25 protein-coding genes are annotated in these 26944 nt (G+C 47.7%); 19 read left to right on the top strand and 6 right to left on the bottom strand.

Annotated elements, in window-relative coordinates:
* Window positions 1-301: 301 nt before the first annotated feature.
* Window positions 302-583, top strand: a complete 282-nt coding sequence (locus VV089_RS18385) for a BrnT family toxin (protein WP_334336922.1) — start codon at window positions 302-304, stop codon at window positions 581-583.
* A complete protein-coding gene (locus VV089_RS18380; protein ID WP_334336921.1) occupies window positions 558-746 on the top strand; it encodes a hypothetical protein in 189 nt (62 codons plus the stop codon). Before VV089_RS18385 ends, VV089_RS18380 begins: the two co-directional genes overlap by 26 nt.
* 31 nt (window positions 747-777) lie before the next feature.
* Here the strand turns inward: VV089_RS18380 and VV089_RS18375 are convergent, their stop codons facing one another.
* A complete protein-coding gene (locus tag VV089_RS18375) occupies window positions 778-1368 on the bottom strand; it encodes a GNAT family N-acetyltransferase (RefSeq protein ID WP_334336920.1) in 591 nt (196 codons plus the stop codon).
* A 205-nt stretch (window positions 1369-1573) separates the two neighbouring features.
* Here VV089_RS18375 and VV089_RS18370 point away from each other — a divergent pair, with 205 nt between their 5' ends.
* Window positions 1574-1990 carry a pyridoxamine 5'-phosphate oxidase family protein gene (locus VV089_RS18370; RefSeq protein ID WP_334336919.1) on the top strand — a complete coding sequence of 139 codons (417 nt, stop codon included), beginning with the start codon at window positions 1574-1576 and terminating at the stop codon, window positions 1988-1990.
* A 227-nt stretch (window positions 1991-2217) separates the two neighbouring features.
* Here VV089_RS18370 and VV089_RS18365 read toward each other — a convergent pair whose 3' ends face one another.
* Window positions 2218-2760, bottom strand: a complete 543-nt coding sequence (locus VV089_RS18365) for an NADH peroxidase (RefSeq protein WP_160562893.1) — start codon at window positions 2758-2760, stop codon at window positions 2218-2220.
* A 193-nt stretch (window positions 2761-2953) separates the two neighbouring features.
* The gene (locus VV089_RS18360) at window positions 2954-3337 is read right to left on the bottom strand and encodes a Fur family transcriptional regulator (RefSeq protein WP_172542561.1); all 384 of its coding nucleotides are present in this window, start codon (window positions 3335-3337) and stop codon (window positions 2954-2956) included.
* A 434-nt stretch (window positions 3338-3771) separates the two neighbouring features.
* On the opposite strand from VV089_RS18360, the gene VV089_RS18355 reads away from it, so the two are divergent.
* The 9 genes from VV089_RS18355 (at window position 3772) to rsmI (ending at window position 13200) form a co-directional block, all read left to right on the top strand.
* Window positions 3772-4866, top strand: coding sequence for a C40 family peptidase (locus VV089_RS18355; protein ID WP_334336918.1), 1095 nt, complete (start codon window positions 3772-3774; stop codon window positions 4864-4866).
* A 199-nt stretch (window positions 4867-5065) separates the two neighbouring features.
* Window positions 5066-6283: a [FeFe] hydrogenase H-cluster maturation GTPase HydF gene (gene hydF, locus VV089_RS18350; RefSeq protein ID WP_172542563.1), complete on the top strand. Its 1218-nt coding sequence runs from the start codon at window positions 5066-5068 to the stop codon at window positions 6281-6283.
* Window positions 6280-7743 carry an aminotransferase class I/II-fold pyridoxal phosphate-dependent enzyme gene (locus VV089_RS18345; protein WP_334336917.1) on the top strand — a complete coding sequence of 488 codons (1464 nt, stop codon included), beginning with the start codon at window positions 6280-6282 and terminating at the stop codon, window positions 7741-7743. The genes hydF and VV089_RS18345 overlap by 4 nt, the downstream gene beginning before the upstream one ends.
* A gap of 10 nt (window positions 7744-7753) precedes the next feature.
* Window positions 7754-8347 (top strand): guanylate kinase, encoded by a 594-nt coding sequence (locus VV089_RS18340; protein ID WP_172542565.1) that lies wholly within the window; start codon window positions 7754-7756, stop codon window positions 8345-8347.
* Between the two features lie 75 nt (window positions 8348-8422).
* Window positions 8423-9412, top strand: coding sequence for a DNA polymerase III subunit (locus VV089_RS18335; protein WP_334336916.1), 990 nt, complete (start codon window positions 8423-8425; stop codon window positions 9410-9412).
* Between the two features lies 1 nt (window position 9413).
* Window positions 9414-10325: a PSP1 domain-containing protein gene (locus VV089_RS18330; RefSeq protein ID WP_334336915.1), complete on the top strand. Its 912-nt coding sequence runs from the start codon at window positions 9414-9416 to the stop codon at window positions 10323-10325.
* Window positions 10315-11052: a tRNA1(Val) (adenine(37)-N6)-methyltransferase gene (locus tag VV089_RS18325; protein WP_334336914.1), complete on the top strand. Its 738-nt coding sequence runs from the start codon at window positions 10315-10317 to the stop codon at window positions 11050-11052. The genes VV089_RS18330 and VV089_RS18325 overlap by 11 nt, the downstream gene beginning before the upstream one ends.
* A 66-nt stretch (window positions 11053-11118) precedes the next feature.
* On the top strand, window positions 11119-12348 hold the full coding sequence (locus VV089_RS18320) for a putative glycoside hydrolase (RefSeq protein WP_334336913.1): 1230 nt from the start codon (window positions 11119-11121) through the stop codon (window positions 12346-12348).
* Window positions 12349-12351: 3 nt separating this feature from the next.
* Window positions 12352-13200 carry a 16S rRNA (cytidine(1402)-2'-O)-methyltransferase gene (rsmI, locus tag VV089_RS18315; protein ID WP_334336912.1) on the top strand — a complete coding sequence of 283 codons (849 nt, stop codon included), beginning with the start codon at window positions 12352-12354 and terminating at the stop codon, window positions 13198-13200.
* A gap of 88 nt (window positions 13201-13288) precedes the next feature.
* On the opposite strand, the gene VV089_RS18310 is transcribed toward rsmI, so the two are convergent.
* A complete protein-coding gene (locus VV089_RS18310) occupies window positions 13289-13543 on the bottom strand; it encodes an AbrB/MazE/SpoVT family DNA-binding domain-containing protein (protein ID WP_334336911.1) in 255 nt (84 codons plus the stop codon).
* Window positions 13544-13776: 233 nt separating this feature from the next.
* Between VV089_RS18310 and VV089_RS18305 the strand changes: the two genes are divergently transcribed.
* The 3 genes from VV089_RS18305 to VV089_RS18295 all read left to right on the top strand — a co-directional run bounded on the left by VV089_RS18305 (window position 13777) and on the right by VV089_RS18295 (window position 17305).
* Window positions 13777-14415, top strand: a complete 639-nt coding sequence (locus VV089_RS18305) for a nucleoside recognition protein (RefSeq protein ID WP_172542571.1) — start codon at window positions 13777-13779, stop codon at window positions 14413-14415.
* A gap of 166 nt (window positions 14416-14581) precedes the next feature.
* On the top strand, window positions 14582-16180 hold the full coding sequence (locus VV089_RS18300) for an AAA family ATPase (protein ID WP_172542572.1): 1599 nt from the start codon (window positions 14582-14584) through the stop codon (window positions 16178-16180).
* Window positions 16181-16345: 165 nt separating this feature from the next.
* A complete protein-coding gene (locus VV089_RS18295) occupies window positions 16346-17305 on the top strand; it encodes a hypothetical protein (RefSeq protein ID WP_172542573.1) in 960 nt (319 codons plus the stop codon).
* A 36-nt stretch (window positions 17306-17341) separates the two neighbouring features.
* Here VV089_RS18295 and VV089_RS18290 read toward each other — a convergent pair whose 3' ends face one another.
* A complete protein-coding gene (locus VV089_RS18290) occupies window positions 17342-18922 on the bottom strand; it encodes a DEAD/DEAH box helicase (RefSeq protein WP_334336910.1) in 1581 nt (526 codons plus the stop codon).
* A gap of 221 nt (window positions 18923-19143) precedes the next feature.
* Between VV089_RS18290 and VV089_RS18285 the strand changes: the two genes are divergently transcribed.
* From VV089_RS18285 to VV089_RS18275, 3 genes are read left to right on the top strand one after another with little or no spacing between them, the layout of a single operon-like run.
* Window positions 19144-19911, top strand: coding sequence for a hypothetical protein (locus VV089_RS18285; RefSeq protein ID WP_334336909.1), 768 nt, complete (start codon window positions 19144-19146; stop codon window positions 19909-19911).
* Window positions 19912-19923: 12 nt separating this feature from the next.
* A complete protein-coding gene (locus VV089_RS18280; protein ID WP_172542576.1) occupies window positions 19924-21099 on the top strand; it encodes a BREX system ATP-binding domain-containing protein in 1176 nt (391 codons plus the stop codon).
* Window positions 21092-22285, top strand: coding sequence for a BREX system ATP-binding domain-containing protein (locus tag VV089_RS18275; RefSeq protein ID WP_172542577.1), 1194 nt, complete (start codon window positions 21092-21094; stop codon window positions 22283-22285). Before VV089_RS18280 ends, VV089_RS18275 begins: the two co-directional genes overlap by 8 nt.
* 336 nt (window positions 22286-22621) lie before the next feature.
* On the opposite strand, the gene VV089_RS18270 is transcribed toward VV089_RS18275, so the two are convergent.
* Window positions 22622-23491, bottom strand: coding sequence for a helix-turn-helix domain-containing protein (locus VV089_RS18270; protein ID WP_172542578.1), 870 nt, complete (start codon window positions 23489-23491; stop codon window positions 22622-22624).
* Window positions 23492-23776: 285 nt separating this feature from the next.
* Here VV089_RS18270 and VV089_RS18265 point away from each other — a divergent pair, with 285 nt between their 5' ends.
* Window positions 23777-26827 carry a glycoside hydrolase family 2 TIM barrel-domain containing protein gene (locus VV089_RS18265; protein ID WP_334336908.1) on the top strand — a complete coding sequence of 1017 codons (3051 nt, stop codon included), beginning with the start codon at window positions 23777-23779 and terminating at the stop codon, window positions 26825-26827.
* Window positions 26828-26944 lie beyond the last annotated feature (117 nt).

Genomic DNA, 26944 nt, shown 5'->3' with positions numbered 1-26944 from the left:
TACAACAAAAGCAGGACGGCCACCGGCCGTCCTGCTTTTGCTGCAAAAAGACGTTTCCTAATTTTTATAAATGAGTAAAAGCCTCTATACAAGCAATTCTTAAAGAACTATAAACTTCTCAAAATCACTTGTATAATTTTTCCAGCAGTGATATTATAAACGCACTTACATCAGATTCAATTCAATGTATTCTAAGGGAAACAATCCTTTCCAAGATTTCCAACCACTAAACCATTTACGAAAGAAAAATTATGGCCTTTGAACAAGAAAAAAAATATGTTAAAATAGAGGAGGAATTATATTGAAATTTGAGTGGGACGAAGAAAAAAATCAAATTAATTTCAAAAAGCATGGCATTGATTTTGAAACGGCAATACTTGTTTTTAATGATTTGGATCGTATTGAAATATACGATATATCATATAGTGTAGAAGAAGATCGTTATAATACAATAGGAAGAGTAAATGAGGTACTATTTGTTGTATATACGGAACGAAAGGATAATATACGTTTAATATCAGCAAGACTTGCAACAAAAAAGGAAAGGAGTATTTATTATGATACAAACAGTTATATTAGATAAAAATCAGAAGCCCACAAAAGAACAGCTAAAACAGATAGAAGATGCAGCAAAGAGAGAAATTGTCTTTGATGAAGATTCTCCGGAACTGACACCGGAAATGGAAGAAGCATTTCGATTGGCGGCAAAGAATCGTAATACACATAAAAAGATGGGTGTATCGTAATTGGTTTCCAGATAATGCCAAAAAATATTTTTCATTTGCGGCAATACCGCATAAAAATCTTCTCATTAAACCCTTTTTGCTTACCATGTTTTTCCGGAATACGCTTAAATTCCTCAAATCCAATGCTCGTATAACATTTAATAGCATTAATATTTATATCCGTCACATCAAGCACAAAATCTTGATAATTTGTAAGCAGCATACTTTCTTGAAGCATAGCTGCAGCAATGCCTTGTCTGCGGTATTTTTTTCGTACTGCTACAAATTCTATGTATCCAGTTGTAATCGGATACTCAAGCTGCTTTTCAAATTCTTCTTTCAAAACGAAAGTACCAATAATTCCTTTAAAGAACCCAAAGTGTCTCTTCAAAGATGCTTTTTCTGCTCTTGCAGCTCTTCCATTGCAGTCAGAAATTGCCAGCACTCCCACGATATTTCCCTTCATATCTGCCACATAAAATTTTTCCATATTCAATCCCGTTTTGATAGCATCTGCCACTTTTTGCTTATCTTTACATAATATTGAAAAATCCTTTTCAAATCCTTCTGCAATACATAAAGCTACGTTATTACGGTCTGTTTCTTTTGCTTTCCTTATATGCACCATCTTAATATCTTCCAAACTTTCGTATCCTCCTGTAGAGACACCGATTTCTTTATCTGTTTTTCAGCTTCGATTATACATGAAAGGATATGCTTTTTCAATTCCTCTAACTTCTCTTCATTTAGACTTAGACGGCTATTTTCAATAGAAAAAGTGTTATTATCAAACAAATTATGGTACAATTCATTTTAGAAATCAGGATTTGAAAGTGAGATAAAATATTATGGATTTAAAGAAAATCGAAAATTTTATTGATAAACAAAAAGTTAGTTTTATATGCTCTATTGATGATGAAAATTGTCCTAATATAAAAGCAATGCTAAAACCCCGCAAAAGAATAGGGCTAAAAGTGTTTTACTTTTCTACTAATACTTCATCTATGAGAGTAAAACAATATAAAGATAATTCAAATGCTAGTATTTACTTCTATCACAAAGGATTAATGAAATATATTGGTGTTATGTTAAAAGGTAAAATGGAAGTCTTAACAGACCAAGAAACTAAAAACATGATTTGGAAAAAGGGCGATACAATGTTTTACAAAAAAGGTGTAACTGACCCAGATTATTGTGTTTTAAAGTTTACTGCCGCAAGTGGCAGATATTATTGTGATTTGAAAACAGAAAATTTTGATATTTAAGCTGTTACTAAATTCCAGTCTGTCTATTGCAGTATCCAAGAGAGATAAGTGAATGCTTATCTCCTTTTTAAACCCACATTTAAAAGAGTGTGTTTCTCCAAAGAAAATGGGAAGTAAAATTATAAACCCACATCCAGACACAACCGCCTGCACAAAAATAAGGGTATGTCAGATTGCTCTAACATACCCCTAAATCCTCAAAAATGTTGAATTTACAGCATTTCCAATTAGCCAAAGTATCTCTTAAGCAGACCCTCAAATGCCTTGCCATGACGAGCCTCGTCACGAGCCATCTCATGCACGGTGTCATGGATTGCATCCAGGTTTGCAGCCTTTGCTCTCTTAGCCAGGTCAAACTTGCCTGCGGTTGCGCCGTTTTCAGCGGCAACTCTCATCTCCAGATTCTTCTTGGTGCTGTCGGTAACAACCTCGCCCAGCAGCTCAGCAAACTTAGCAGCATGCTCAGCCTCTTCGTAAGCTGCCTTCTCCCAGTAAAGACCGATCTCAGGATAGCCCTCTCTGTGAGCAACTCTTGCCATAGCAAGATACATACCAACCTCAGAGCACTCGCCGTTGAAGTTAGCTCTTAAGTCCTCAAGGATATCCTCGCTAACGCCCTTAGCTACGCCTACAACATGCTCAGCAGCCCAGGAAAGGCCCTCAGCCTGCTCTGTGAACTTGTCCGGGCCAACGCCGCACTGGGGACATTTTTCGGGAGCGGAATCTCCCTCGTGAACATAACCACATACCTGACATACGAATTTCTTCATGCTTTTATTCTCCTTTTCTTATAAAAAATGTTTTGTGTTCTAAAACAGTAATAATTACTGTTATTAAGATATCATAAATCAGAACAATCGTCAAGCTTTATTTTATAATTTTCAAAGTAAAATTTTGTTACTGTTCATGCACAACATAACAAAATTTTTGCAGCAGTTCCATTATCTGAATACCTGCAGACTTTTACAGATTCATGCAGTCGCTGCACACGCCGTAATACTGTACGGAATGCCCCTCAATCCGCCCGGTAAATGCTTTCTGGGCCTCTGCATTGATAAAATCTTCATTTTCCATATGAATGTCCAGAAGACCATGGCATTTCCTGCATATAAAATGGGAATGAGGCTCTACATGAGCATCAAAGCGGTCAGGGCCATCGGTAGTGATCTTGATAATCTCTCCTAAGTCTGTGAGAAGGGCAAGATTGCGGTAGACCGTTCCAAGACTGATATTAGGAAATTCTTTTTTTACATTTATATAGATGGTATCCGCTGTAGGATGATCGTATCTGGAAAGCAGAAAGCTTTTGATGCATTCCCGCTGACGGCTGTACTTCAAAGCAGTCATAAAAACCTCCTTTCCTTAATTTGCCCACGCTCTTTGGGCATAAAGGTATGCCCGAAGGGTGTTTCCTTAATTTGCCCACGCTCTTTGGGCATAAAGGTATGCCCGAAGGGTGTTTCCTTAATCTGCCCATGTTCTTTGGGCATAAAGGTATACCCGAAAGGTACTTCCATGCTTCAATAATAATAACAATTACTATTTCTCATTATTTTACCAAAACAGCAGGAAAAGTCAAGAAAAGTTTAATGGAAAATAATAGAAACCAAAGAAAGCAGATTAAAAGTTCAGGCTTAAACTATTACATAAATAAAATGGAAAAAATGTAGAAAATCGCAGAAACAGTTGACAACAAGTAATCATACTGTTATAATTCTTTCATAAGTCTTAACAAATTTGTAATAATTAAGTTGAGAAGCTTACGGAGGATAGTAAAAATAATGAGAGTTCATAAATTGACAACCTTATGTCTGACCGGTGCACTTTGTTTCAGCTTTGGAGGGATGAGGGCAGAAGCCAGCAACCTTTCCGCTTTAGGAGAAGAGGGAATTGCATCTGTTATGACAGAAGCACATACAGCAGACCCCACCGTAGACGAAAAGGTGATAGAAGAATTAACACCTTCCGAGTTCGACGGAATCTGCATCGCACAAGTAAATGATTATGTCAATGTAAGAAGCCTGCCAAGCGAGGAAGGAGAGATTCTTGGAAAGCTCTATGATGAGTCGGCAGGAACCATAGAGGAGGACGTGGACGGCTGGTTCAAGATTACCTCCGGAAGCGTAACCGGATATGTAAAAAGCGATTATGTGGTAACCGGCGACGAGGCTGAGGCCCTTGCCGAAGAAGTAGGAAAAAGAGTTGCAACCGTTACAACGGAGACTCTTCGTGTAAGAAACGAAGCCAGCACGGAAGCCAGCATCTTAGGCCTTATCGGAGAAGAGGAAGAGCTTACCGTAACTGATGAGACCGAAGATTGGGTGCAGGTATCCATCGAGGAAGGCGACGGCTGGGTATCCAAAGAATTTGTAGACCTTCGGACGGATTTTGTCCAGGCAGAGTCCAAGGCAGAGGAAGAAGCCAGACTTGCTAAAGAAGAGGCAGCCAAGGAAGAAGGAAAGCGTAAGGCAGCAGCGGCGGCAGCTAAGTCCGGCGGCCAGAATGCAGGCCTGGGCAACGGCGGCGGAAGCAGCAGCGGCAATGCAGTGGCATCCTTCGCAAGCCAGTTTGTGGGCAATCCTTACGTATACGGCGGCACCAGCCTCACAAACGGTGCGGACTGCTCCGGATTTGTAATGAGCGTCTATGCGAATTTTGGCGTAGGACTTCCCCATTCCTCCAGCGCAATGCGCGGCGTGGGATACGGCGTAAGCCTTTCAGAAGCGCAGCCGGGCGATATCATCTGCTACAGCGGCCATGTTGCTATTTACTGCGGCAACAACACCATCGTACATGCAAGTACTGCGGCAACTGGCATCAAGTATACATCACCGGCCAACTACAAGCCGATTCTTGCAGTAAGAAGAATTTTCTAGAAAAAAATAGGAAGGCAGGAGCAGATAAAGCTCCTGCTTTTTTGATCACAGAAAGCAGCTTTTAGCAGCCTCGGCGCCCGGAAGGCGTATGCAATGATATACTGGCAATTCCCGGATTTTTATAGTAAGATAAAGAAATCAAAAGGTTATTGACTATGACTGAAACAGTAAGGTTAAAAGCAGCGGACAGGAGAAGACTATGAGTTTAAACGAGACGCCGTCCTCGGAACGGATCCATATAGGAATCTTTGGAAAGCAGAATGCAGGCAAGTCCAGCCTTATCAATGCGATTACCGGACAGCATACCGCCCTGGTATCGGAACAAAAAGGAACAACTACAGATCCCGTGTATAAGGCCATGGAGCTTCTGCCCCTGGGCCCGGTTGTGCTGATGGACACGCCAGGCCTGGATGATAGGAGTGAGCTTGGAGAGCTCCGGACGGCCAGAAGCCGGGAAGCGCTGAAAAAGGCCGATCTGGCTCTTGTGGTCATTGACGCAGCCAGGGGCGCAGATTGTCTGGAAGAAGAGCTGATGGAAGAACTTCGAAAGCAGGAGACGCCGTTTTTAATTGTATATAATAAGAGCGATTTAAAACCGGACTCCGCCGGGCAGGGAGAGGGAGGCGCAGTCTGGGTCAGCGCCTGTACCGGACAGGGAATAAAGACCCTTAAGGAGAAAATGGCACATATGATTCCTGTAAGGGATTCGGAAAAGCGCCTGGTGGGAGATCTGCTGAAACCCCATGATACAGTGGTGCTTGTGGTTCCCATAGACAAAAGCGCCCCCAAGGGCCGGCTGATCCTGCCCCAGCAGCAGACCATCCGGGATGTCCTGGAGGCCGGAGCAGTCTCTGTTGTGGTAAGAGACACGGAGCTTAGGGAGACCCTTGCGCGTTTCCCAAAGAAGCCCCGGCTTGTGATTACCGACAGCCAGGTGTTTGAGAGGGTGAATAAGGAAACCCCGCAGGAGATTCCTCTGACCTCCTTTTCCATTCTCTTTGCCAGATATAAAGGAAATCTCCTGCAGCTGGTACAGGGCGTCCAGGCGTTGGAAAGCCTGAAAGATGGAGATAGGATTTTGATTGCAGAGGGATGTACCCATCACCGCCAATGCGAGGACATCGGAACGGTGAAGCTTCCCCACTGGATAAAGGAGTACACGGGAAAAGAGCCGGAATTTGTCTTTGCTTCCGGGAAGGAATTTCCCCAGAGCCTGGAGGAATACGGCCTTATTGTCCATTGCGGCGGCTGTATGCTTCAGGAGCGCGAGATGCAAAACCGCCTTAAGCAGGCGGCCCGGGAGGGAGTGCCGGTAACCAATTACGGAATATTGATAGCCGGCATGAAAGGAATCTTAAAGAGAAGCTTAGAGCCGTTTCCGGAAACGGAGGCTTTGAGGAACGGAGATGCAAGGTGACCAGGCAAAGAGAGATAGATTCCCCCAGAGGCCCTTTATATGAGAAGCTCACGGCTTATCAGTCGGCGGATTACTGTGCGTTCCATATGCCGGGGCATAAGCGGCGCGGGGGAGATATGGGAGATCCCTATGGGATCGATATTACAGAGATAGACGGGTTTGACGACCTTCACCATCCCCAGGAACAGGGGATTCTGGTACAGGCCCAGGAGCGTGCGGCTCTGCTTTATCAGGCGGAGGAGACCCATTTTCTGGTAAACGGAAGCACAGCCGGGGTCTTAGGCGCTATTTCTGCCTGTGTCCCTCCAGGAGGGGAGCTTTTGCTGGCGAGAAACAGCCACCGGAGCGCATATCATGGAGCCGGACTTCTGGGAGCTGCAGTCTGGTATCTTTATCCACAATTTCTTGGCGGTTTGGGGATAAACGGCGGCATTCTCCCGTCAGATGTGGAAAACTCCCTGGCGGAGCATCCCGGCATCCAGGCCGTATTTGTTACGTCTCCCACATATGAAGGTATCTGCCTGGATGTAAGGGCTGTTGCAGAAGCCTGCCATAGACGCGGCGTGCCTTTGATTGTGGATCAGGCCCATGGGGCTCATTTTCCCTTTTCCGGCTATTTTCCGGAGGATGCCCTGGCAGCGGGCGCCGATATGGTGATTCAGAGTGTGCATAAGACCCTGCCGGCGCTGACACAGACAGCCCTTCTTCATGTACAGGGAGAGCTTGCAGACAGGGAGCGGCTGCGCTATTATCTTTCTGTGTATCAGACCAGCAGCCCTTCTTATGTGCTGATGGCGTCGATTGATCGCTGCATGGAATGGATAGAGCGGCAGGGCGAGGGGCTCTTTGCGGCATATGTGGAGAGGCTGGAGCGCTTCCGCAGAGGCTGTGGGGAGCTGAAAATACTGGAGCTGGCAGGGAAGGAATGGGTAGGAAAGGCCGGGGTGTGGGATTTTGACCGCTCCAGGCTGGTGATATCCACCCGGAAAGGAAGGATTTCCGGACATGAGCTTTCGGAATGTCTGAGACGCAGGCACCATATTGAGATGGAGATGGCTTCTGTGCAGTATGCCGTTGGAATATCCACCGTGGCTGACAGGGAGGAAGATTTTGAGCGGCTGGGCCGGGCTCTCCGCCAGATAGACGATTCCCTGGAAGAAGGAAGGATGCAGATTCCGGATTCGAAAGAAGAGGGGACAGAGGAGCCGGCTTTGGAAACGTCCGCAGCCTTTACACTGGGGAAGGCCCTGGAGCAGAAAAAGGAATGGATAGACAGAAAAGAGTGCCGTAACCGGATCAGCGGAGGATATCTCTATCTATACCCTCCCGGGATCCCTCTGGCGGTTCCCGGAGAGCGTCTGACAGACGGGATATGCCGGAAAATAGAAGCGTGTATGAGGACAGGGCAGGAGCTGCACGGCCTTGACAGAAAAGGAAGAATAGAAGTATTAAGGGAATAGGAGAACAAAAATGGGAAAAATATTTTATATCTTCGGAAAAAGCTCCACCGGAAAAGATACCATTTACAAAAGTCTTATGGAAAATAAGGAGCTGGGCCTGCGCCCGGTTGTTCCCTATACCACCCGGCCCATGAGAGCGAAGGAGACACCGGGGGTGGAATACCATTTTACGGATGAGGAGGAGCTTTCCCGGCTGCAGGCGGCCGGGAAGGTAATTGAGCTGCGGGCATACGAGACGGTTCACGGTATCTGGAAGTATTTTACCGTGGACGGAAAACACATGGATCTGGCGAACTATAACTATGCTATGGTGGGAGTGCTGGATTCCTTTCTGGCGATCCGGGAGTACTATGGGGCGGACAAGGTGATTCCCATTTATATTGAAGTGGAGGACGGGGAGCGGCTTCAGAGGGCCCTGGACAGGGAGCGGAGCCAGGAAGAGCCCAAGTATGCGGAGATGTGCCGGAGATTTCTTACGGACAGCGCTGACTTTGCAGAGGAGAAGCTGCTGGGGGCAGGCCTTGTGCGCAGATTTTTTAATAAGGACTTAAAGGAATGCATACAGGAAATCACCGCCTGCCTACAGGAAGAAATGGAAATGTAAAAAGTCTGTCTTTTGCAGAGGAAATGTGATATACTACACATAGGCACCAAAGATTAACAAAAGGAGGGGAGATCTATGCCCGATTTTAAAGATATCATAGGCCATGAAGAAATCATCAGCCATCTGAAAAATGCAGTCCGTCTGAAAAAGATCTCCCATGCTTATATTTTTGACGGAGAAGAGGGAGCCGGGAAAAACCTCCTGGCCCAGACCTTTGCCCAGACCCTCCAGTGTGAAAAGGGAGGGGAATCCCCCTGCGGCGTCTGCCGGTCCTGTAAGCAGGCGGCCGGCAGCAATCAGCCGGACATTATCTATGTGCGCCATGAGAAGCCGGGCTCTATCGGAGTGGAGGATATCCGGGAACAGCTCTGCGGCGATATCCAGATACGCCCCTACAGCAGTCCCTATAAGATCTATCTCATAGACGAAGCGGAAAAAATGACCGTTCAGGCACAGAATGCGCTTTTAAAAACCATAGAAGAGCCGCCCTCTTACGGAGTGATTTTTCTGCTGACCACAAATTCCGAGAGCTTCCTTCCCACCATTTTATCCCGGTGTGTGACCTTGAAGCTGCGTCCGGTGAAGGACAGCCAGATCCGGAGCTATCTGATGGAGCAGCTGCGTGTGCCCGATTATCAGGCGGATATCTGCACTGCATTTGCCAGGGGCAATGTAGGAAGGGCGCGTATGCTGGCGCTGTCGGAACATTTCGGGGAGCTTAAGGATCATGCCCTTCATCTGGTGCGCCATATGAACGACATGGAGCTCTGGGAGATCACCGAGGCCATCCGCAAGGTGTCGGATTACAAAGCAGACATCAACGATTATCTGGATCTGCTGGTGCTCTGGTATCGGGACGTCCTGCTCTTTAAGGCTACCAGGCAGGTGGACAGCCTTATATTTTCAGAGGAAATCAATTATATCAGCCTCCAGGCAACGAAGATATCCTATGAAGGCCTGGAGAAGATTATAGAAGCGCTGGAGAAAGCCAAGGTGCGTCTCAAGGCCAATGTGAACTTTGAGCTTACCATGGAGCTTCTCCTGCTGACCATAAAGGAGAATTGAGATGGAAAAAGTAATCGGAGTCAGATTCCGGAATGCGGGAAAGGTTTATTACTTTTCCCCCGGAAAGCTGAATATACCCAAGGGAAAGCATGTCATAGTAGAGACAGCCAGAGGGGTAGAGTACGGATATGTGGTGGTGGGAACCAAGGAGGTAGAGGGGAACCGGGTGGTTCAGCCCCTAAAGCCCGTTCTTCGGATTGCCACTGCGGAGGATGACGCCAAGGAAGCAGCCAACCGGCAGAAGGAGAAGGAAGCCTTTCAGATCTGTCTGGAGAAGATTCGGAAGCATAAGCTGGACATGAAGCTTATTCAGGCGGAGTACACCTTTGACAACAACAAGGTATTGTTCTATTTTACGGCAGACGGCCGGATTGACTTCCGGGAGCTGGTGAAGGATCTGGCAGCCGTATTCAAGACACGGATTGAGCTGAGACAGATCGGCGTCCGGGATGAGACAAAGATTATAGGAGGCATCGGTATCTGCGGCAGAAGCCTCTGCTGTCATACCCATTTGTCGGAATTTATACCGGTTTCCATCAAAATGGCAAAGGAGCAGAACCTTTCCCTGAACCCGACCAAGATTTCCGGTGTCTGCGGCAGATTGATGTGCTGCTTAAAGCATGAGCAGGAGACTTATGAGGAGCTGAACAGCCGTCTGCCTAATGTGGGCGATCATGTGACCACAGGGGACGGACTGAAAGGCGACGTACAGAGCGTCAACGTGCTGCGCCAGAAGGTGAAGGTGATCGTAACCCTGGAAGGAGACGAGAAGGAGATCCGGGAGTACAAGGTGGACGAGCTGAAGTTCCGCCCAAGGCGCAGGAAGGAAAAGGGCGACGTTGCCGACAAGGAGCTGAAAAAGCTGGAGGCGCTGGAACGCCAGGAAGGAAAATCAAAGTTAGATGACAATTGAGCTGAAGGAAGGGGAACGGCTGGACGAGCTGCACAGGAACGGCTGGCAGATCATCCAGAATTCCCATAAATTCTGCTTTGGCATGGATGCGGTTCTGCTGTCAGGCTTTGCAAGAGTAAAGACAGGGGAACGGGCTCTGGATCTGGGAACAGGCACGGGAATTATCCCCATTCTGCTTCGGGGAAAAACCGAGGGACGGGATTTTACCGGACTGGAGATCCAGGAGGAAAGCGCAGACATGGCCAGGCGGAGCGTGGCATACAATCATCTGGAGGAATCGGTTTCTATTGTGACCGGAGATATCAAGGAAGCGGCGGCTCTTTTCGGAGCTGCTTCTTTTGATGTAGTTACCTGCAATCCTCCCTATATGACGGGAAATCATGGGCTGGTCAATCCAAAGCAGTCAAAAGCCATTGCCCGTCACGAGATCCTGTGCACCCTGGAGGATGTAGTCGGCCAGACGGCAAAGGTGCTTCGTCCCGGGGGACGCTTTTACCTGGTTCACAGGCCCTTCCGGCTGGCGGAGATTCTGACTCTCCTGGTGAGATATAAGCTGGAGCCCAAGCGGATGCGGCTTGTGTATCCATTTGTGGATAAGGAGCCCAATATGGTTCTCATCGAGGCCTTGTCCGGCGCAAAGTCACGGATTACGGTGGAAAAACCTCTGATTGTGTATAAGGAACAGGGCGTTTATACAGATGAGATTTATGATATCTATGGGTATTGAAGCCATGCGTGATAAAGAGGATAAAAGGCGTAAGGAAGGCTGTACGGGCCGGATGGAGGAAAGGGATTGAAAAGGGCAGGAGTTTTTGCATTGCTTTTTATGCTCCTTGTGTCAGGGGCGGCAGGATGCATCCGGCAGCCGGAAGCGGAGGTGCCCGCAGTGCGGCAGGCGCCGCCGGCTGCGGAAGAGGAGATCGCGGGCGAGGAGCAGGCAGAGCCGGAAGTCCCAGAGGACACGGAGGAGCCGGAAACGGAGGAAGAGGAAGTGCTTCAGGAGCCGGAGATACCTCAGAAAGAGCTGCCGAAGGTGAAGGGGATCTATATAACCGGCCCCATGGCGGGCCACGAGGGGATGGCCGATCGGGAGCAGCTTGCGGCCGATACGGAGCTCAATGCTATGGTTATTGACATTAAAAATGACGAGGGCATTGTCACGTATAAGATGAGTCAGCCTATGGTGGAGGAGCTTGGAGCCGGTTTGGCTTATATCCAGGACTTGCCGGAGCTTATGGGGCGTCTGAAGGGACAGGAGCTTTATCTCATTGCCAGAATTGTGGCCTTTAAGGATCCGCTGCTGGCAGAAAAGCGTCCAGAGCTCTGCATCCGCAAAAGGGACGGCAGTGTGTTCCGGGATAAAAACGGCCTGCCCTGGGTGAATCCTTATGAGGAAGAGGTCTGGGAGTACCTGGCCGCCCTGGGAAAGGAGGCGGCCGGGGCTGGCTTTGACGAGATTCAATTTGACTACATCCGGTTTCCCACGGAGATTTCCGACGAGGAAGCGGATTATGGGCCCAAGGCCCAAGGGAAGTCCAAGACAGATATTATTACCGAATTTACAGCATACGTCTATGAGCAGCTTTCTCCTCTGGGGGTACAGGTGTCGGCGGACGTGTTCGGAACTGTGATAGACAATGAGGATGACGGGGCCCTTGTGGGTCAGGATTACGGAGCTATGGCCAGGCACCTGGACTATATCTGCCCCATGGTTTACCCGTCCCATTACCGGGACGGCGTGTATGGCATTGAGCACCCGGATCTGATGCCTTATGAGACGGTTGCAGCGGCCCTTAAGGCTTCCGGGGAGGCGCTTGATGGGATTCCGGAAGGAGAACACAGAGCCATTGTAAGGCCTTGGCTCCAGGATTTTACGGCTGTCTGGATCTCTCACCATCAGAGCTATGGGGGCAGCCAGATCCGGCAGCAGATACAGGCAGTCTATGACAGCGGCTGCGAGGAATGGATGCTGTGGAATGCAAAATGCTCTTACACGCCGGAAGGGCTGTTAAGTGAGGATTAAACTATGCAGGGAACCTTATATTTGTGTGCTACACCCATTGGAAATCTGGAGGATATTACCCTCCGGGTGCTCCGCACCTTAAAAGAGGTGGATTTGATTGCGGCGGAGGATACGAGAAACAGCATTAAGCTTTTGAATCATTTTGAAATTCATACGCCTATGACCAGTTATCACGAGTATAACAAGTACGAGAAAGGCAGAGAGCTGGCTGCCAAGCTCAGACAAGGAAAGAACATTGCCCTAATCACAGACGCAGGAACACCGGGAATCTCCGATCCGGGAGAGGAGCTGGTGAAAATGTGTGCGGAGGAAGGGATTCCGGTAACCTCCCTGCCGGGAGCCTCTGCCTGCATCACGGCCTTGACCCTCTCGGCTTTAAGCACCAGACGCTTTGCTTTTGAGGCCTTTCTGCCGGGGGATAAGAAAGAGCGGCAGGCCGTGCTGAAGGAGCTGTCCAGGGAGACAAGAACAATCATCCTTTACGAGGCGCCCCATCGGCTCAGGAAGACGCTGAAGGAGCTTTATGAGCTTCTGGGCAACCGGAGGCTGACGATCTGCCGGGAGCTTACGAAGAAGTATGAGACGGCCTTCCGGACGGACTTTGACGAAGCTCTCCGTTGTTATGAGACAGAGGAGCCCAAGGGGGAGTGCGTGCTGGTCATTGAGGGGAAAAAGGCGGAGGAGATTCTTGAGGAGCAGAAGGCGGCGTGGCAGGAGCTGAGCCTTGAGGAGCATATGGAGCTTTACGAGGAACAGGGACATTCTCGTAAAGAGGCTATGCGGCTGGTGGCCAGGGACAGAGGCGTGTCCCGAAGGGATATTTACCAGGGGCTGCTGGAGGGAAAGGAATGAAAAAACCGGGTTCCACAGCTGTGGAGCCCGGTTCGTTATGTAGATCAATCAGTAGTAAATAGAAACAGTGTTTCCTGGCTACGGATATTCAAATCAACTCTGCGAGCTTCGCCAGGTCTTCAATGGTCTTCTTGGATACCATCTTGCCTCGGTATTCAATCAAATCATCCCTCTCTCCTGTGAAAATATCCGTAGGTGCGTACTTCTTTAAAATGATTTTGTCATCTTCAACATAAATTTCGAGAGAATCACGTTCTTCAATGTTAAATACCTTTCGTAACTCCATTGGAAGCGTGATACGTCCCAGTTCGTCTAGTCTTCTGACTACACCGGTGTTTTTCATTGTGTCTCCTCCTTCTGCGATAGTAGCACGTTCTTCTTTGTAAGTATATCAAAAAGTGCGTGAGATTCCAAGATCATTTTTGACAAATATCGAGTAAAAATGAAAAAAATTTCCGTGTAAAAATTCGTTAAAAAGTGCGAAAAATGTGGAAAATTAAGAAAAATAATCCATCCAAACATAGGCCGTGGCACAAGAGAATATATTGATCGTAAAAGGAGAAAAAACGGTGTGAAATGTTAAATTATTTGTGGGGATTCATGCTGCTTGTGGGTATTGTGTATGGGGCCTTCCAGGGACGGCTTCCGGATCTGACTACGGCGGCTCTCGACTCGGCAAAAGATGCAGTAAGCTTGTGTATTACTATGACAGGGGTGATGTCTCTGTGGGTGGGACTGATGGAGATTGCCCAGAAGAGCGGAATGATCCGCCAGGCGGCAGGAAAGCTGCAGCCCTTTATCAGCTTTATGTTTCCGGAGATTCCCAAAGGCCACAGGGCAAGAGAATACATAACTACCAATATCATTGCGAATATCTTCGGCCTGGGCTGGGCGGCGACGCCGGCAGGATTGAAAGCCATGGAGGCGCTGGAGGAGCTGGAAGAGGAGCGGAGAAAAGGAACGGCAGTCCGCCCGGGCGGCAGAAGCCTCAGACCTCCTGTGCCGAAAGGGACGGCAAGCAATGAGATGTGCACTTTTTTGATCATCAATATCTCGTCCCTGCAGCTGATCCCGGTGAACATCATCGCCTACCGGAGCCAGTACGGGAGCGTGAACCCGGCGGCCATTGTGGGGCCGGCCATTGCGGCGACTTTTGCGAGTACAGCGGTGGCGGTTGTTTATTGCAAGGTAAAGAGCGGGAGGCAGAAAACATAACGTTTTCTGGCTTTTATAAATCATAAAGCTGGAGCGTTGACATTATGTAACGCATGGAATAAAATGAAATTTATAATTCCACTTTTTTAAACAAAAAAAGTATTGTACGAAATGATTATTATGGCTATGTAAAGAATGCATCTAAGACAATAGGGAGAGCGCGGATATGGGAATATATTTAAATCCGGGAAATGAACAGTTTGCCGTTTCTGTTAATTCTGAGCTGTACGTGGATAAGACAGAACTGATAAAATATACGAATAGCCGTATGGGAAAAGACAGGCCTTTGATCTGCTCCAGCAGGCCGAGAAGATTTGGAAAGACAATGGCGGTAACGATGCTGTCAGCGTATTACAGTAAAGGATGCCGCTCTGAAAAGTTATTTACAGGACTTAAGATAAGCCAAAACGAATTTTTCGTAACGCACTTGAATAAGTACAATGTAATTTTTTTGGATATCCAGTGGATGTATGGAAATGCCCTTGAGGAAATGAAAAGAAATTCTTTTGTTAAGGTGGTGAGCTATATCCAGGAACAGGTGATAAATGAGCTGAAAAAGGAATATCCGGAATGTGTTCAAGACACGGATGTTTCATTGCCCTCTGTATTGGCAAAAGTTAACGCCATGACAAAAGAACAGTTTATCATTATCATTGATGAGTGGGATTGTCTGTTCCGGGAGGATAAGGATAACAAGGAGCTCCAAAAGGAATACATTAATCTGCTGAGAGGTTTGTTTAAAGGGACTCCGTCAGGAGCATTTTTAAAGCTTGCTTATATTACGGGTATTTTGCCGATCAAGAAGTATGGCACGCAGTCGGCGCTGAATAATTTCCGGGAACATACAATGGTCAGCCCCAGGCAGATGGCGGAGTATGTTGGATTTACAGAGGAGGAAGTAAAGACTATCTGTAAAGAACATGATATGCCATTTAAAGAGATGCAAAGATGGTATGATGGGTATTATTTTGAAAAGGCAGGACATGTCTATAGCCCCAATTCTGTCATTGAGGCTGTAGACAGCAGGGAATTTGGAAATTATTGGTCAGGAACAGAAACCTATGAGTCTTTGATGACGTATATTGCAATGGACTTTGATGGATTAAGGCAATTGATCGTAGATATGCTGGGAGGCCAGAGGCGCAGTATTGATGTGGAGTCTTTCCAAAATGATATAACTTCCTTTCACTCTGCCGATGATGTGATCACATTGTTGATTCATATGGGATATATGGCTTATGACAGCAAGACAAAGAAAGTTTTTATTCCAAACGACGAGGTCAGGAGCGCTTTTCTGCGTGCTGTTAAAAATGATGGGTGGGAAGAGGTAATAAGAGCAATAAATGCGTCGGAAGCCTTGCTTAGAGCAACTTTGGCGATGGATGAACAAGCTGTGGCACAGATGATACAGGACGTTCATATGCAGAATTCTTCCAGTCTGACATATAACAATGAAATTTCCCTAAGCAGCGTGATTGCGCTGGCATATTACAGCGCATGCAGAGATTATACTCTTGTAAGAGAAATGCCGGCAGGTAATGGATTTGCCGATATGGTTTTCCTTCCCAAACGAACCTCTTTGAATCCTGCGATGGTTCTGGAACTAAAATGGGATAAAACTGCCGAGGGAGCCATAAGCCAGATTAAAAGTAAAAGATATGTGTCAGCCCTTAAAGAGTATAAAGGAAATGTTTTGCTTGTTGGGATTAACTATGAAAAGAAAAGTAAAAAACATCAATGCAGAATAGAAAAATTGGAATGGTAATTTTGTAATTTTAATAAATCATTTCTAAATGATTTATGGAGTCTTCCATACCTGCCGATATATCTAATATACGAAAAAAATTCTGATGGATGGTAAAGCCAGTGTGTCGAAGCGGCTTTACCCTTTACCGCTGTCGCACAGCGGCTTTTAATAGGAGGCCCTGCTATGATAAAATGCACCTGTTACCATTCCGCACCATACCAGCCAATCCGCCCTTTAAAAGAGCAGCTTACCCCGGAACAGGATGCGAAGATAAGAGAAGGATTCGCATCTGCAAAGCCCATGAATGAGAAGCCCCTGGCGCTGCCGGAGTCTGTGGATACATCGCCTGCGGCCCCTGTGGAGCGCGGCCCCATCGTGATAGAGACAGGCCCGGTCACCCCCTTTTACACCGGCTATGCCCGGATAGACAATGCAATTACCGATGCATTGAAGGGAAAAAGCCAGGAACTAAAAGACGATGTCTATCGGATTATCTGGAGAGATTTTCTCCCCCACAATGTTCACGGCATGGAGGAAGCAGACCGTCTGGCCAAGATTGGGCTTGGCGTGGAAAAGGCGCAGTACCTTGCAGATCAGTTTATGGATGACAAAACAAAAGCTTCCTTCATGGAAGCCATGCGCTCCATTGCCAAAATCGGAATGTCTGGAACGCGGGTCAGCGACTGTGAGATGGAGTATAATGTAAAGCATATCGTACAAATCGACGGGAACGGTTACGTGCATGAGGATCGTTCGGAAGAGTATCTTTACGCTATGGAAACAAAAGCCCCGAAGGAATATGAAACCTATAAAAAGATCAAGGAAACCTCAGGAGAGACAGAGGCTGCCTTTTTCATGGTCCGGTGGGCTATAAAAAATCTGGATCTCATAAAGAGCAATCAAAAGGATTATAAAGAGAAACAGGAAGAGCGGTATGAGAAGCTTAACAAGGTAGAGCTTGACCAGACCTTTGCCGGGGCGGATACCTCAAGCAAGGAGCGCTTTCTGGCATCCATCCAGGAAAAGCTTATGGACAGCAAGGGCTTGCAGATAAGCCTTTTCCTGAAACAGATATCGGATATGGCAAAAACGCCGGGGAACTATCTGTTTGGACGAAGACAAGAGTTTACAGCCCGGGCTTAAGGAAGAATAAAGGCTATCGTAAATATGGGCATTGTCCTATAGAGACGTTCTATGGGGCAATGCCTTTATCAATTTCATGCAAATCCAATAATTTTTCTCCGAAAGGGAGGAACAGGCGTGAAGCCTTTGCTCCAGCTCTTTTTCGGAAAGCAGCCAGTCAGAGCGGACGCTTCCAAGCAGCAGGCAGCGCCGGACTTCCTTTAGCTGTTCTTCATCAATGCCGTCATGGGCCATAGTTTCCAAAAGCTGCGCGGCGTCCTTATCGTAGGCTGGATTGACAAATATCTGCTTATTTGCATGGTATTCCAGATCATATACCGGATATACACCGCCATCCGGCAGAAAGCAGCGCTCCTCCGTAGTTTCGGCCAGGTGAAGATAGTAGAGAGCAGCTTTCTCCTTATTCCCGGCGTTTCGGATAATGCGTCCCAGCCGCTGGGTGCGCTGCCTTGGCATAGAAGTGCCGGAAAGGACAATTCCAATGGAGGTCTCCGGAATGTCAATACCCTCGTCCATAGATTTACAGGCAATGAGAATCCGAAGGGATCCGTCCCGGAAACGATTCAGCGTATTCTGATTGGCAGTCCTCCCCATCTGGGAATGGCAGCGGCCTGCCTTTTCGGGATACTGCTTCTGCAAGAGCCGGTACAGCTCATCTGCCTGGGAAATACGCTCGCCGAAAATGAGAATTTTTTCGTTTTCCGGCAGGCGCCGTACCAGTTCACAGGCACAGGAGATCCGCCCGGATGCCAGGCAGACCAGGGTTTTGCGCATATAGGAGAGTTTTAAGTAGGAGGATGCGGCCTTCGCCGTCTTTTTGTCCGGATCCTTGGCAAGCGAGGAGATAAGCTCAAAGCGTTCCTTCTGGCCCGAATCCCTTAAAACAGGGCAGGAATGAACAAGACTGCGATACAGAGAGCGCATCCGTTCCGTGATTTCCTCATATTCGGCCCGTTCTGATTTTTGAAAGGAAAGGCTGATATGAAAGATGTCGCAAGGACATACGGTGTGCATAGCGGCAGCCTTCTTTATCTCATAGCGGTAGATTTCAGGGCCCAGCAGCGATGCCAGTCTGCTTCCGGCTTGTTCGGAAGGGAGGGTTGCTGACAGGCCAAGGGAAAAGAACGGGGCATCCGAGGGCTTCAAATGGGGAAGGAATTCGAAAATCAACTGGTTTTGTTCACTTTCATAATGGTGGCATTCATCTGCAATGAGCAGAACAGGAATCCCTCTTTGAAGGTCGCTTAGGATCTGCCTTGCCAGCTCATACCGGGCAGAGTTAATGACATAAATCATATACTGCCTGCCGGCAGGCATTCTGCATCCCGCGCCCCGAAGCCCGATACAGTGATGAAGGGGAGCCGGGCCTTGCAAAGCCTCCGAAGAATCGGAGAGAAAGTCTTTTATGGCACGGTTCCACTGATGCATAAGAGAGCCGGAGGGAACCACGATTTTTATATGCAGTTTCTGGGGCAGGCTTTTTTCCAGGCGCTCTATGGCATTCAAAGCCAGCAGAGTTTTGCCGGAGCCGGTAACTGCCTGCACCATTCCGCGGCATTGATTCTGAAACCACCGATCCAGGCATTCCTCCTGCCAGGGGTATAGGGAAATTTTCATAATCAGGTACTCCAATTAGATGTTTGTGCCGTTTATAAAAGTATAGCACAGGTTACAGGAAATGATAAGGAGATTTGGCATTACTGTCCACACGCCATTGTTCCGCAAGGTGTTTCCGTATATTTTGGGGAATAAAGATTGAAAACTTTCCGGCTTTCGTATATACTTTTTATAGTAATTTGCAACGGACGGATTCAAATACAAGAGATGAGGATAAAAAAATGAATTATGAAGAATTGTACGAAACCTTACAGCCGCAGGAAAAGTCTTTGAAGGACAGCCTGGCTCTTATGCAAAGGCTGTTTAAAGCAGTGGCGAAGGAGACAGAGGGAGGAGATCTCAAGAGCCTTATGCGGGACGTGAGTGCTATGCAGGAAGCCTGCGAATCCCTTAAGACAGCCCTTGAAGATGTGAAGGATACCATAGAGGGCTTTGATTCAAAGGCTTATTTTGCAGAAGGAGATTTTGCGGAACAGATGCTTTCGGCCTGTGCAGAAAAGGGAGTGGATGTGAGAGGAGAGTTTCCGGTTTATGAGATGTTTCCCTATAAGGTAAAGCTGGATGCGGAGAACCAGGATGTGTATCTGGATCGGAAAAAGCTTCCCTGTATGCGTCCTTTAAGCCTTGTAAATACGGTAAAAGCCGGACAGGAAAGGTTAAACAGGGTTTCTTTCAATGCCCAGGCATTTGTAAATGAACTTGCGGATGCTTACGATTTGGCTGTTTTGAAGCTTGGCAAGCAGGATGCGGCAGATGTTTACCTGACCAATCTGTATAAATTCCTGGCGCCTATGAGCCGCTTCCGAAAGGACTATGATCAGCAGAGCTTTGCCTTTGACCTGGCAAGATTGTACGCTTCGGGGATTGAGGAGACGAAGAATGGGAGGAGGTTCCAGTTCGGCCCAAGCCGGAAGCAGAATAAGGCGATTCGGATTCTTGACAAGGATGGCCAGGAGCAGTACCTGGCAACCATTCGTTTCTTTCAATAAGGGGGAAGGGCTATGAGATTGGAGTTTGAAGAGGGAGCGGATGGGAAGCCTGCCCGTGGAATTGAGTTTCTTACGGACTTCTGGGAAGCAAAGTATCTTCGGGAATACATACGGGACGGCGGCAGCAAGATTAAGTTCGTGACCGGGCGGGAAGGAAGCGGCAAGAGCCATTTTCTGAAGCTGGTTACAGGAATAGCGCGAAGAGAAGGCTATAAAACGGCCGCATTTTCAGCCAGGGATATCTGGATGCATGATTTTAGGGAGATTTATATAGAGATTTTCCGCCAATGTGATATTCTGGACTGCCTGGAAGGGGTCAGCCGCTATCTGATAGAAGAAATGGGGTTTGATGCCAGGGAGATTCCGGAGGGAATGAAGTTCATTGATTATCTTTCCCAGAATGGATCGGGGGATGCAATTACGAAGAGGGAGATCCGAACGCAGCTGAAGCAGATTTTTCTGGACAACCCTATGCTGGATAATAATTTTGCCCTTGCATGCAGTATGCTTACGGGAAGCATTCTGGGTTATCCGGTTCTGGAGGAACAGAACCGGGAGCTGCTTCTGGCCTGGCTTACAGGGGATCGGACTATTAAGCTTACACAGCTTCGGGCGATGGGCTTTTATCCCAGCCGGATTACAAAGTACAATGCCCGTCACATGCTCTGCTCTCTGGCGGAGGTTATCCGCATGGGCGGACATCCGGGATTGTTTATTGCGATTGATGATATGGAGATTCTTATCAGCCGTTCCAGTCTGGAGCCTGTCCATTATACGAAGATGAAGCGTGAGGATACCTATGAGAGCATCCGTCAGCTCATTGACGATATTGACAGTATGAAGCATATTATGTTTGTGTATGCCTTTGACCGGGGACTGATGGATGATGAAAATGCAGGGCTTAAGTCGTACCAGGCTCTCTGGATGCGGATTCAGAATGAGATTGTGGGAGAGCGCTTTAACCGGTTTACGGATATGGTGGATCTGGATCGTCTGGCGGCTCAGGAGTATACAGAAGAGGTTATCATAAGCATGTCTGAAACATTGGCCGGGCAGCAGAACAGCACTTTGGCCAGGCCCCTTGGCCGGGAAACAGCCCGGGAGATTCTGCGTCAGGCCCGAACGGGGGCTGTCGGCATCCCGGGACTGGTCCGGACAGCAATGCAGGAGGTGAAGGAAGATGTATGATATGGAAGCCAGGCACATCGTGGAAGCCTTGCGCTCCGGCATTCCCTCCAGGGCTGTGGGGCAGTATTTTTCCGAGGCAAGGCCCAGGATTATGAAGGAAATTTCGGATCGTCTGGACGCCGTGTGCGATCAGGGCCGTTCCGGCGGAATGGTGATCAGCGGAAAGTATGGGGAGGGAAAGACCCATCTTCTGAATACTGTATTCAATCTGGCCCATTCAAATAATATGGTTGTCTCCTATCTTTCCTTGAGTAAGGAGACGCCTATGGACAAGCTGTATCTGATTTATCAGAAGGTTTTGCAGAATACTTATCTTCCCAAGCGGAGGCAGCCGGGATTTATGTATGAGCTGGAGAAGATTTCAGCCAACAGCCCCATTGCAAATGAGATGCTTCTGTATGCGGCGAAACAGCTGGAGACGGATAAGCTGTATTATTTGTTCCGGTCTTATCTGAATACGGAGGATTCGGACGAGAAGTTCCTTCTCCAGTCTGATTTAGAGGGAGACTTTATAGCCAATGCGCCCTTGAAAAAGATTTACCGGCGGATTTTCGGACAACCGGTAAAGTATAATGTGAATTTTACCAAGACGAAGCACTGCCGGGATTATTTTTCCTTTATGAGTTATTTGTTTACACAGATGGGGTATCATGGCTGGGTGATTCTGCTGGATGAGACGGAGCTTATCGGAAGGCTCGGGAAGAAGGCGAGGCTCAATGCCTACCGGAATATGGCGGATTTTCTTCTTTCCGATCGGTGCCCGGAGAGAACCTTCAGCCTTTTTGCCCTCAGTTCATCTTACGTGGAGGATGTGATTGAAGGAAAGCACGAATATGAGAATCTGGAGGCGGTTTATCCGGAGGAACCGGAACCGGCCCGGACAATTTTGAACCTGCTGGAGGGAGCGCCGCAGTTATTGCCTCTGACAAAAGAGGAGATCCATGAAGTGCTGCGCAAGATACAGGAATTTCATGGACGGGCTTATAATTGGACGCCGGCCTTGTCGATAGAGACATTGGAAGAGGCGATTCAATCCGGAGGATATCTGCTGCGGACCCGGATACGGGCGGCAATAGAATTTCTGGATCAGCTTTATCAGTATGGAAAGGCTGGAAGGACAACGATCAATGAGCTGGGGAAGGAGAGCTTTACGGAGGATGTTCCTTCTTTAGAGGAGTTTTTGTAAAGCATGAGAGGCTGTTAAAAACGCAAAGACAGACATTCGCAGTCTGTGTGTGTTTTTGACAGTCTCTTTTTCCTTTGAGAGATATTTCTGCACCTGGTGTCATACTTTGCGCATGCTATAAGACAACTTCGGAATCGCTCCGCCCCAGTGCGAACCACAAACGATAATATAATCTGGTGTCAGGATCATTCAGATCGTTATCATAAAGCAAAGCTGTTAATTTTTTCAAACCTCGGATGAATCTGCCTATGCAAACGGCGCTCTCCTTACGGCAGACTTTTTTGAATCTGTATTTTCATGGTTATGAAACACGGGATACTGAAAAAGTCTGCTGTCTTATTTTTTCCCGGCCTGTCCAAGCTTCCGGTAATCCGAGGGCGACATGCCTTTCTGTTTGCGGAAGATCCGGCTGAAATACAGGGGATTGTCATACCCAACAATCCGCCCGATCTCCGTAATGTTATAATTGGTAGTCTCCAGAAGCATCTGTGCATTGGTAATGCGCCTTGAGACAATATACTGCATAGGCGTGGTGTGGGTGTACTGCTTAAAGCTGCGGATGAACCAGCTCACGCTCATGCCCCTGGAAGCTGCATACTCTTCAATATTCACTTCCGTATTGTAATTATCATTAAAAAATTGCATGGCAAGTGACATTTCCCCATCCAGATATTCATTTTTCCGGGTGTGATCCCTTGTGAGCTGTCGATGGATGAGAATAAAGAGCTGCCGGAGCAGCAGGGTCAAAACCTCCGGGTAATTGGTCTGGCACCGCTGCAGTTCATAGATCATCTGCTTAAAAATCCGGGCATAGTCCAGAGAGGTTCCGGTGGAAAGCACACGCATATCGTTTGTGATGCCGTAGCTTCCAAGAATCTTTTTCACACTGCTTCCGGTAAAGTGCACCCAGTACACCTCCGTCTGTTCATTTCCATAATACACATACCGCTGAGGCTCTTTGGGCCGGTAGAGTACCATATGTCCGGCCGGTACAATCGTGTCCTGTTCCTTATTATCAAAATAAAAGTGCGCAATGCCCGAAGCAATATACAGCAGTTGAAAGTCCAGCCGTCCCTTGGGACGGTAGGTAGGAAGCTTTGGTCTGGTATATAAATGATAGGTTCCGCAGCTTCCCACAACAAGCGGTTTGCTCTTGTCCTTGAAGTCAACCAGTGAGTTATTTAAATAAGCGGAATTAATATACATACCGTTATCAGCCTCCTTTCCATCCGTTTTCAGTCCGGTAAACGGGATGCATGATAAGTTAAGCTCCCAAAGCTTGTGAAGGCTTCGGCATTTCTCGAGGATTAACTTAGTAACATTGGGTGTGAACAATAAAATTGTATCATTTTGTGCATGTTTTGTCTAATGCAGTCTATGGACGTTTTGCAGGGGAATTACTATAATAAGAAGCAAGATAAGAAGAGCGGAAAAAAATTAGAGCAGAAGAAGGGCTCAATAAAAATAATGTAACAGGAGGAGCTATTATTTATGATTGTACCAAGACACTACGAAAACATGAATGTTCTGCACGAAAACACCATGCCGCCCCGGGCTTATTACATCCCGGCATCCCTGCGGATGGATACTCTTGTAGAGAAACGGGAGGATTCGGACCGGTTTCAGCTTCTAAACGGCGACTGGCGTTTTTCCTTTTATGCAAGTATTTATGAATTAAAAGATGCATTTTATGAGACGGATTTTGACATCTCATCTTTTGACTGCATCAAAGTACCGGGCACCTGGCAGATGGCAGGTTATGATACCCACCAGTACACCAACATACGCTACCCATTTCCCTTTGATCCGCCTTATGTACCCCAGGACAATCCCTGCGGAGCCTACATAAAGGATTTCGATTACCAGAGAGACGAAAGCGCACCGACAGCTTTCCTCAACTTCGAGGGCGTAGATTCCTGCTTCTACGTATGGCTCAACGGAACCTACATCGGCTACAGCCAGGTATCCCACAGCACAAGCGAATTTGATGTAAGCTCCGCCATTGTGGAGGGAAAAAACCGCCTGGCCGTACTGGTCCTCAAGTGGTGTGACGGAAGCTACTTAGAAGACCAGGACAAATTCCGCATGAGCGGCATTTTCCGGGATGTGTACCTCCTAAAGCGTCCCCTTAAGACAATCCGTGATTATTTTGTAAAAACAGCCCTGGAAAATGGAACCGCAAAATTGGCAGTGGAACTTAAATATTTCCAGGAACAGATCCCGGTAACCGTATCCCTCTACGATGCGGAAAACCGCCTTGTAGATACCAAAAAGCTGCAAAGGGCAGAGACCGTCTTGCTGCATATTCCGAAACCGATTCTGTGGAACACAGAGGCGCCATACCTCTATACTCTGGTGCTGGAGACAGAAAACGAGGTTATCACAGAGCATATAGGACTGCGTGAAATAAAAATATCTCAAAATACGGTTTATTTCAACGGAAAGCGTCTGATTTTCCGGGGCGTCAACCGCCACGATTCCGATCCGGTAACGGGCTTCGCCATAAGCATAGAGCAGATGATAACAGATTTGACCCTGATGAAACAGCATAACTTCAATGCGGTCCGCACAAGCCACTATCCCAATGCTCCGGTATTTGGCCAGCTCTGCGACAAATACGGCTTCCTGGTCATTGGAGAAGCAGATTTGGAGAGCCACGGTCCATCGGAAATCTACTATCAGGACAATTCCGATGCCAATAAATTCGACCGCTGGAATGAGCCCATTGCCGATGCGCCCATGTGGGAGGAATCCATTCTGGACCGGGTGCGTCTCCTGGTGGAGCGTGACAAAAACCGCTCATGCGTGGTTATCTGGTCCATGGGAAATGAAAGCGCCTATGGATGCAATTTTGAAAAGGCTCTTAGGTGGACAAAAGAATACGATGCTTCCCGGCTGACCCACTACGAGAGCGCCAGATACCGAAAGAGCGGTAAAGCCTATGACTTTTCCAATCTGGACTTATACAGCAGAATGTATCCGTCCTTTGAGGAAATAGAAGACTATCTGGGGCACAATCCCACAAAGCCCATGATTCTCTGCGAGTACAGCCACGCCATGGGAAACGGCCCGGGAGATCTGGAGGACTACTTTCAGCTGTTCCATAAAAATGAAACCATGTGCGGCGGCTTTGTCTGGGAGTGGTGTGACCATGCCATTGACCATGGCAAAACGGCCGAAGGCAAGACCATTTATTCCTACGGGGGAGATCATGGAGAGGTCATTCACGACGGAAACTTTTGCATGGACGGTCTGGTTTATCCGGACCGGCGGCCCCATACGGGACTTCTGGAATATCGGAATGTATACCGCCCGGTGAGAATTGTCTCCTATAACCAGGATACCGGAACACTCACACTTCAAAGCTATCTGGACTTTACGGATCTGCAGGAGGAGGTTGAGATCCATTATGAGGTAAGCTGTGACGGCGTATACCGGCAGACAGGAATACTTCCGGCCTGCACTGTAAAGCCGGGACAGACGGGGGATGTACCTTTTAAGATAACCGTACCGGAAGCGGGCCGGGCTTATCTAAAGCTCACCTATTATCAGAAAAAAGAGACTCTGCTGGTTCCGGCAGGCCATCTGCTGGGCTATGAGGAGCTTCCTCTTAAGACAAGGGATAACAGAAATCAGACCGCATACAAACTTTTGAAGCCCCAGAAGACCTCCGGCTTCGGGACGGCGATACATATTACGGAAACAGAGGAAGCTTTTTTACTGAAGGGAGAGAACTTTACCTACTGCTTTGACAGGCGGACCGGGTTGTTTTCCGGGCTTCGATTTGAGGGTTGTGATTTTCTTGAACGCCCCATGGAGCTGAATATCTGGCGTGCGCCAACGGATAATGATATGTATATCAAGGAGGAGTGGAAGCGTGCGCAGTACGACCGGGCTTATGTACGTGCTTATAACAGTGAAAGCCGTCAGACAGGCTCCGGTGCAAAGATACGAAGCCGTATGTCCATGGGAGCAGCCACAGTACAGCCCATGATGTGGATCGAATCCGTCTGGCAGGTGGGAGCAGAGGGAGGTCTTGAAGCCGCTTTTTCCATAAAGCGCAATATGGAATTCCCGGAGCTTCCCCGGTTTGGAATCCGTATGTTTCTGCCAAGAGAGCTTAATCAGGTATCCTACTATGGCATGGGTCCATATGAGAGCTACAGGGATAAGCACCAGGCATCCGTTCATGGATTGTATCAGGCTCCCGTGTGGAAGCTTCACGAGGACTATCTTCGGCCCCAGGAGAACGGAAGCCATATGGACTGTGATTATGTGATTTTATCAGGCGGTTCTTACAGCCTGGCGGCAGTATCCGGGAAGCCCTTTTCGTTTAACGCATCGATTTATACACAGGAGGAATTGGAGAAAAAAACACATTACTATGAACTGGATCCATCTGGAAGCACCATTTTGTGCCTGGACTATGCCCAGAACGGCATCGGCTCCAATAGCTGCGGACCGAGGCTTAAGGAAATCTATCGGTTTGATGAAGAGACATTTACATTTTGCATAAAACTTGTGCCATTTCAAAAGCAGTAAGCTGCGGTTCATCATATGAATCGGAGCAGCATATAGAAACCACATCGCCCTCCCAGGTATCTTAGCATGCAGAATCCGGAAACGGATACCGGGGGAGAGGGGATGAAAACAATTGCA

This window comes from Candidatus Merdisoma sp. JLR.KK011 (assembly GCF_036941125.1).
GTDB lineage: Bacteria > Bacillota > Clostridia > Lachnospirales > Lachnospiraceae > Laedolimicola.
This window is presented reverse-complemented; position numbering and strand designations above follow the sequence as displayed.

Excerpts from the sequence above, each read along its gene's own strand:
- VV089_RS18380 (WP_334336921.1), top strand. The coding sequence starts at position 558 with ATGATACAAACAGTTATATTAGATAAAAATCAGAAGCCCACAAAAGAA.
- VV089_RS18370 (WP_334336919.1), top strand. The coding sequence starts at position 1,574 with ATGGATTTAAAGAAAATCGAAAATTTTATTGATAAACAAAAAGTTAGT.
- VV089_RS18365 (WP_160562893.1), bottom strand. The coding sequence starts at position 2,760 with ATGAAGAAATTCGTATGTCAGGTATGTGGTTATGTTCACGAGGGAGAT.
- VV089_RS18360 (WP_172542561.1), bottom strand. The coding sequence starts at position 3,337 with ATGACTGCTTTGAAGTACAGCCGTCAGCGGGAATGCATCAAAAGCTTT.
- VV089_RS18355 (WP_334336918.1), top strand. The coding sequence starts at position 3,772 with ATGAGAGTTCATAAATTGACAACCTTATGTCTGACCGGTGCACTTTGT.
- hydF (WP_172542563.1), top strand. The coding sequence starts at position 5,066 with ATGAGTTTAAACGAGACGCCGTCCTCGGAACGGATCCATATAGGAATC.
- VV089_RS18340 (WP_172542565.1), top strand. The coding sequence starts at position 7,754 with ATGGGAAAAATATTTTATATCTTCGGAAAAAGCTCCACCGGAAAAGAT.
- VV089_RS18335 (WP_334336916.1), top strand. The coding sequence starts at position 8,423 with ATGCCCGATTTTAAAGATATCATAGGCCATGAAGAAATCATCAGCCAT.
- VV089_RS18330 (WP_334336915.1), top strand. The coding sequence starts at position 9,414 with ATGGAAAAAGTAATCGGAGTCAGATTCCGGAATGCGGGAAAGGTTTAT.
- VV089_RS18325 (WP_334336914.1), top strand. The coding sequence starts at position 10,315 with ATGACAATTGAGCTGAAGGAAGGGGAACGGCTGGACGAGCTGCACAGG.
- rsmI (WP_334336912.1), top strand. The coding sequence starts at position 12,352 with ATGCAGGGAACCTTATATTTGTGTGCTACACCCATTGGAAATCTGGAG.
- VV089_RS18310 (WP_334336911.1), bottom strand. The coding sequence starts at position 13,543 with ATGAAAAACACCGGTGTAGTCAGAAGACTAGACGAACTGGGACGTATC.
- VV089_RS18305 (WP_172542571.1), top strand. The coding sequence starts at position 13,777 with ATGTTAAATTATTTGTGGGGATTCATGCTGCTTGTGGGTATTGTGTAT.
- VV089_RS18300 (WP_172542572.1), top strand. The coding sequence starts at position 14,582 with ATGGGAATATATTTAAATCCGGGAAATGAACAGTTTGCCGTTTCTGTT.
- VV089_RS18295 (WP_172542573.1), top strand. The coding sequence starts at position 16,346 with ATGATAAAATGCACCTGTTACCATTCCGCACCATACCAGCCAATCCGC.
- VV089_RS18290 (WP_334336910.1), bottom strand. The coding sequence starts at position 18,922 with ATGAAAATTTCCCTATACCCCTGGCAGGAGGAATGCCTGGATCGGTGG.
- VV089_RS18285 (WP_334336909.1), top strand. The coding sequence starts at position 19,144 with ATGAATTATGAAGAATTGTACGAAACCTTACAGCCGCAGGAAAAGTCT.
- VV089_RS18280 (WP_172542576.1), top strand. The coding sequence starts at position 19,924 with ATGAGATTGGAGTTTGAAGAGGGAGCGGATGGGAAGCCTGCCCGTGGA.
- VV089_RS18275 (WP_172542577.1), top strand. The coding sequence starts at position 21,092 with ATGTATGATATGGAAGCCAGGCACATCGTGGAAGCCTTGCGCTCCGGC.
- VV089_RS18270 (WP_172542578.1), bottom strand. The coding sequence starts at position 23,491 with ATGTATATTAATTCCGCTTATTTAAATAACTCACTGGTTGACTTCAAG.
- VV089_RS18265 (WP_334336908.1), top strand. The coding sequence starts at position 23,777 with ATGATTGTACCAAGACACTACGAAAACATGAATGTTCTGCACGAAAAC.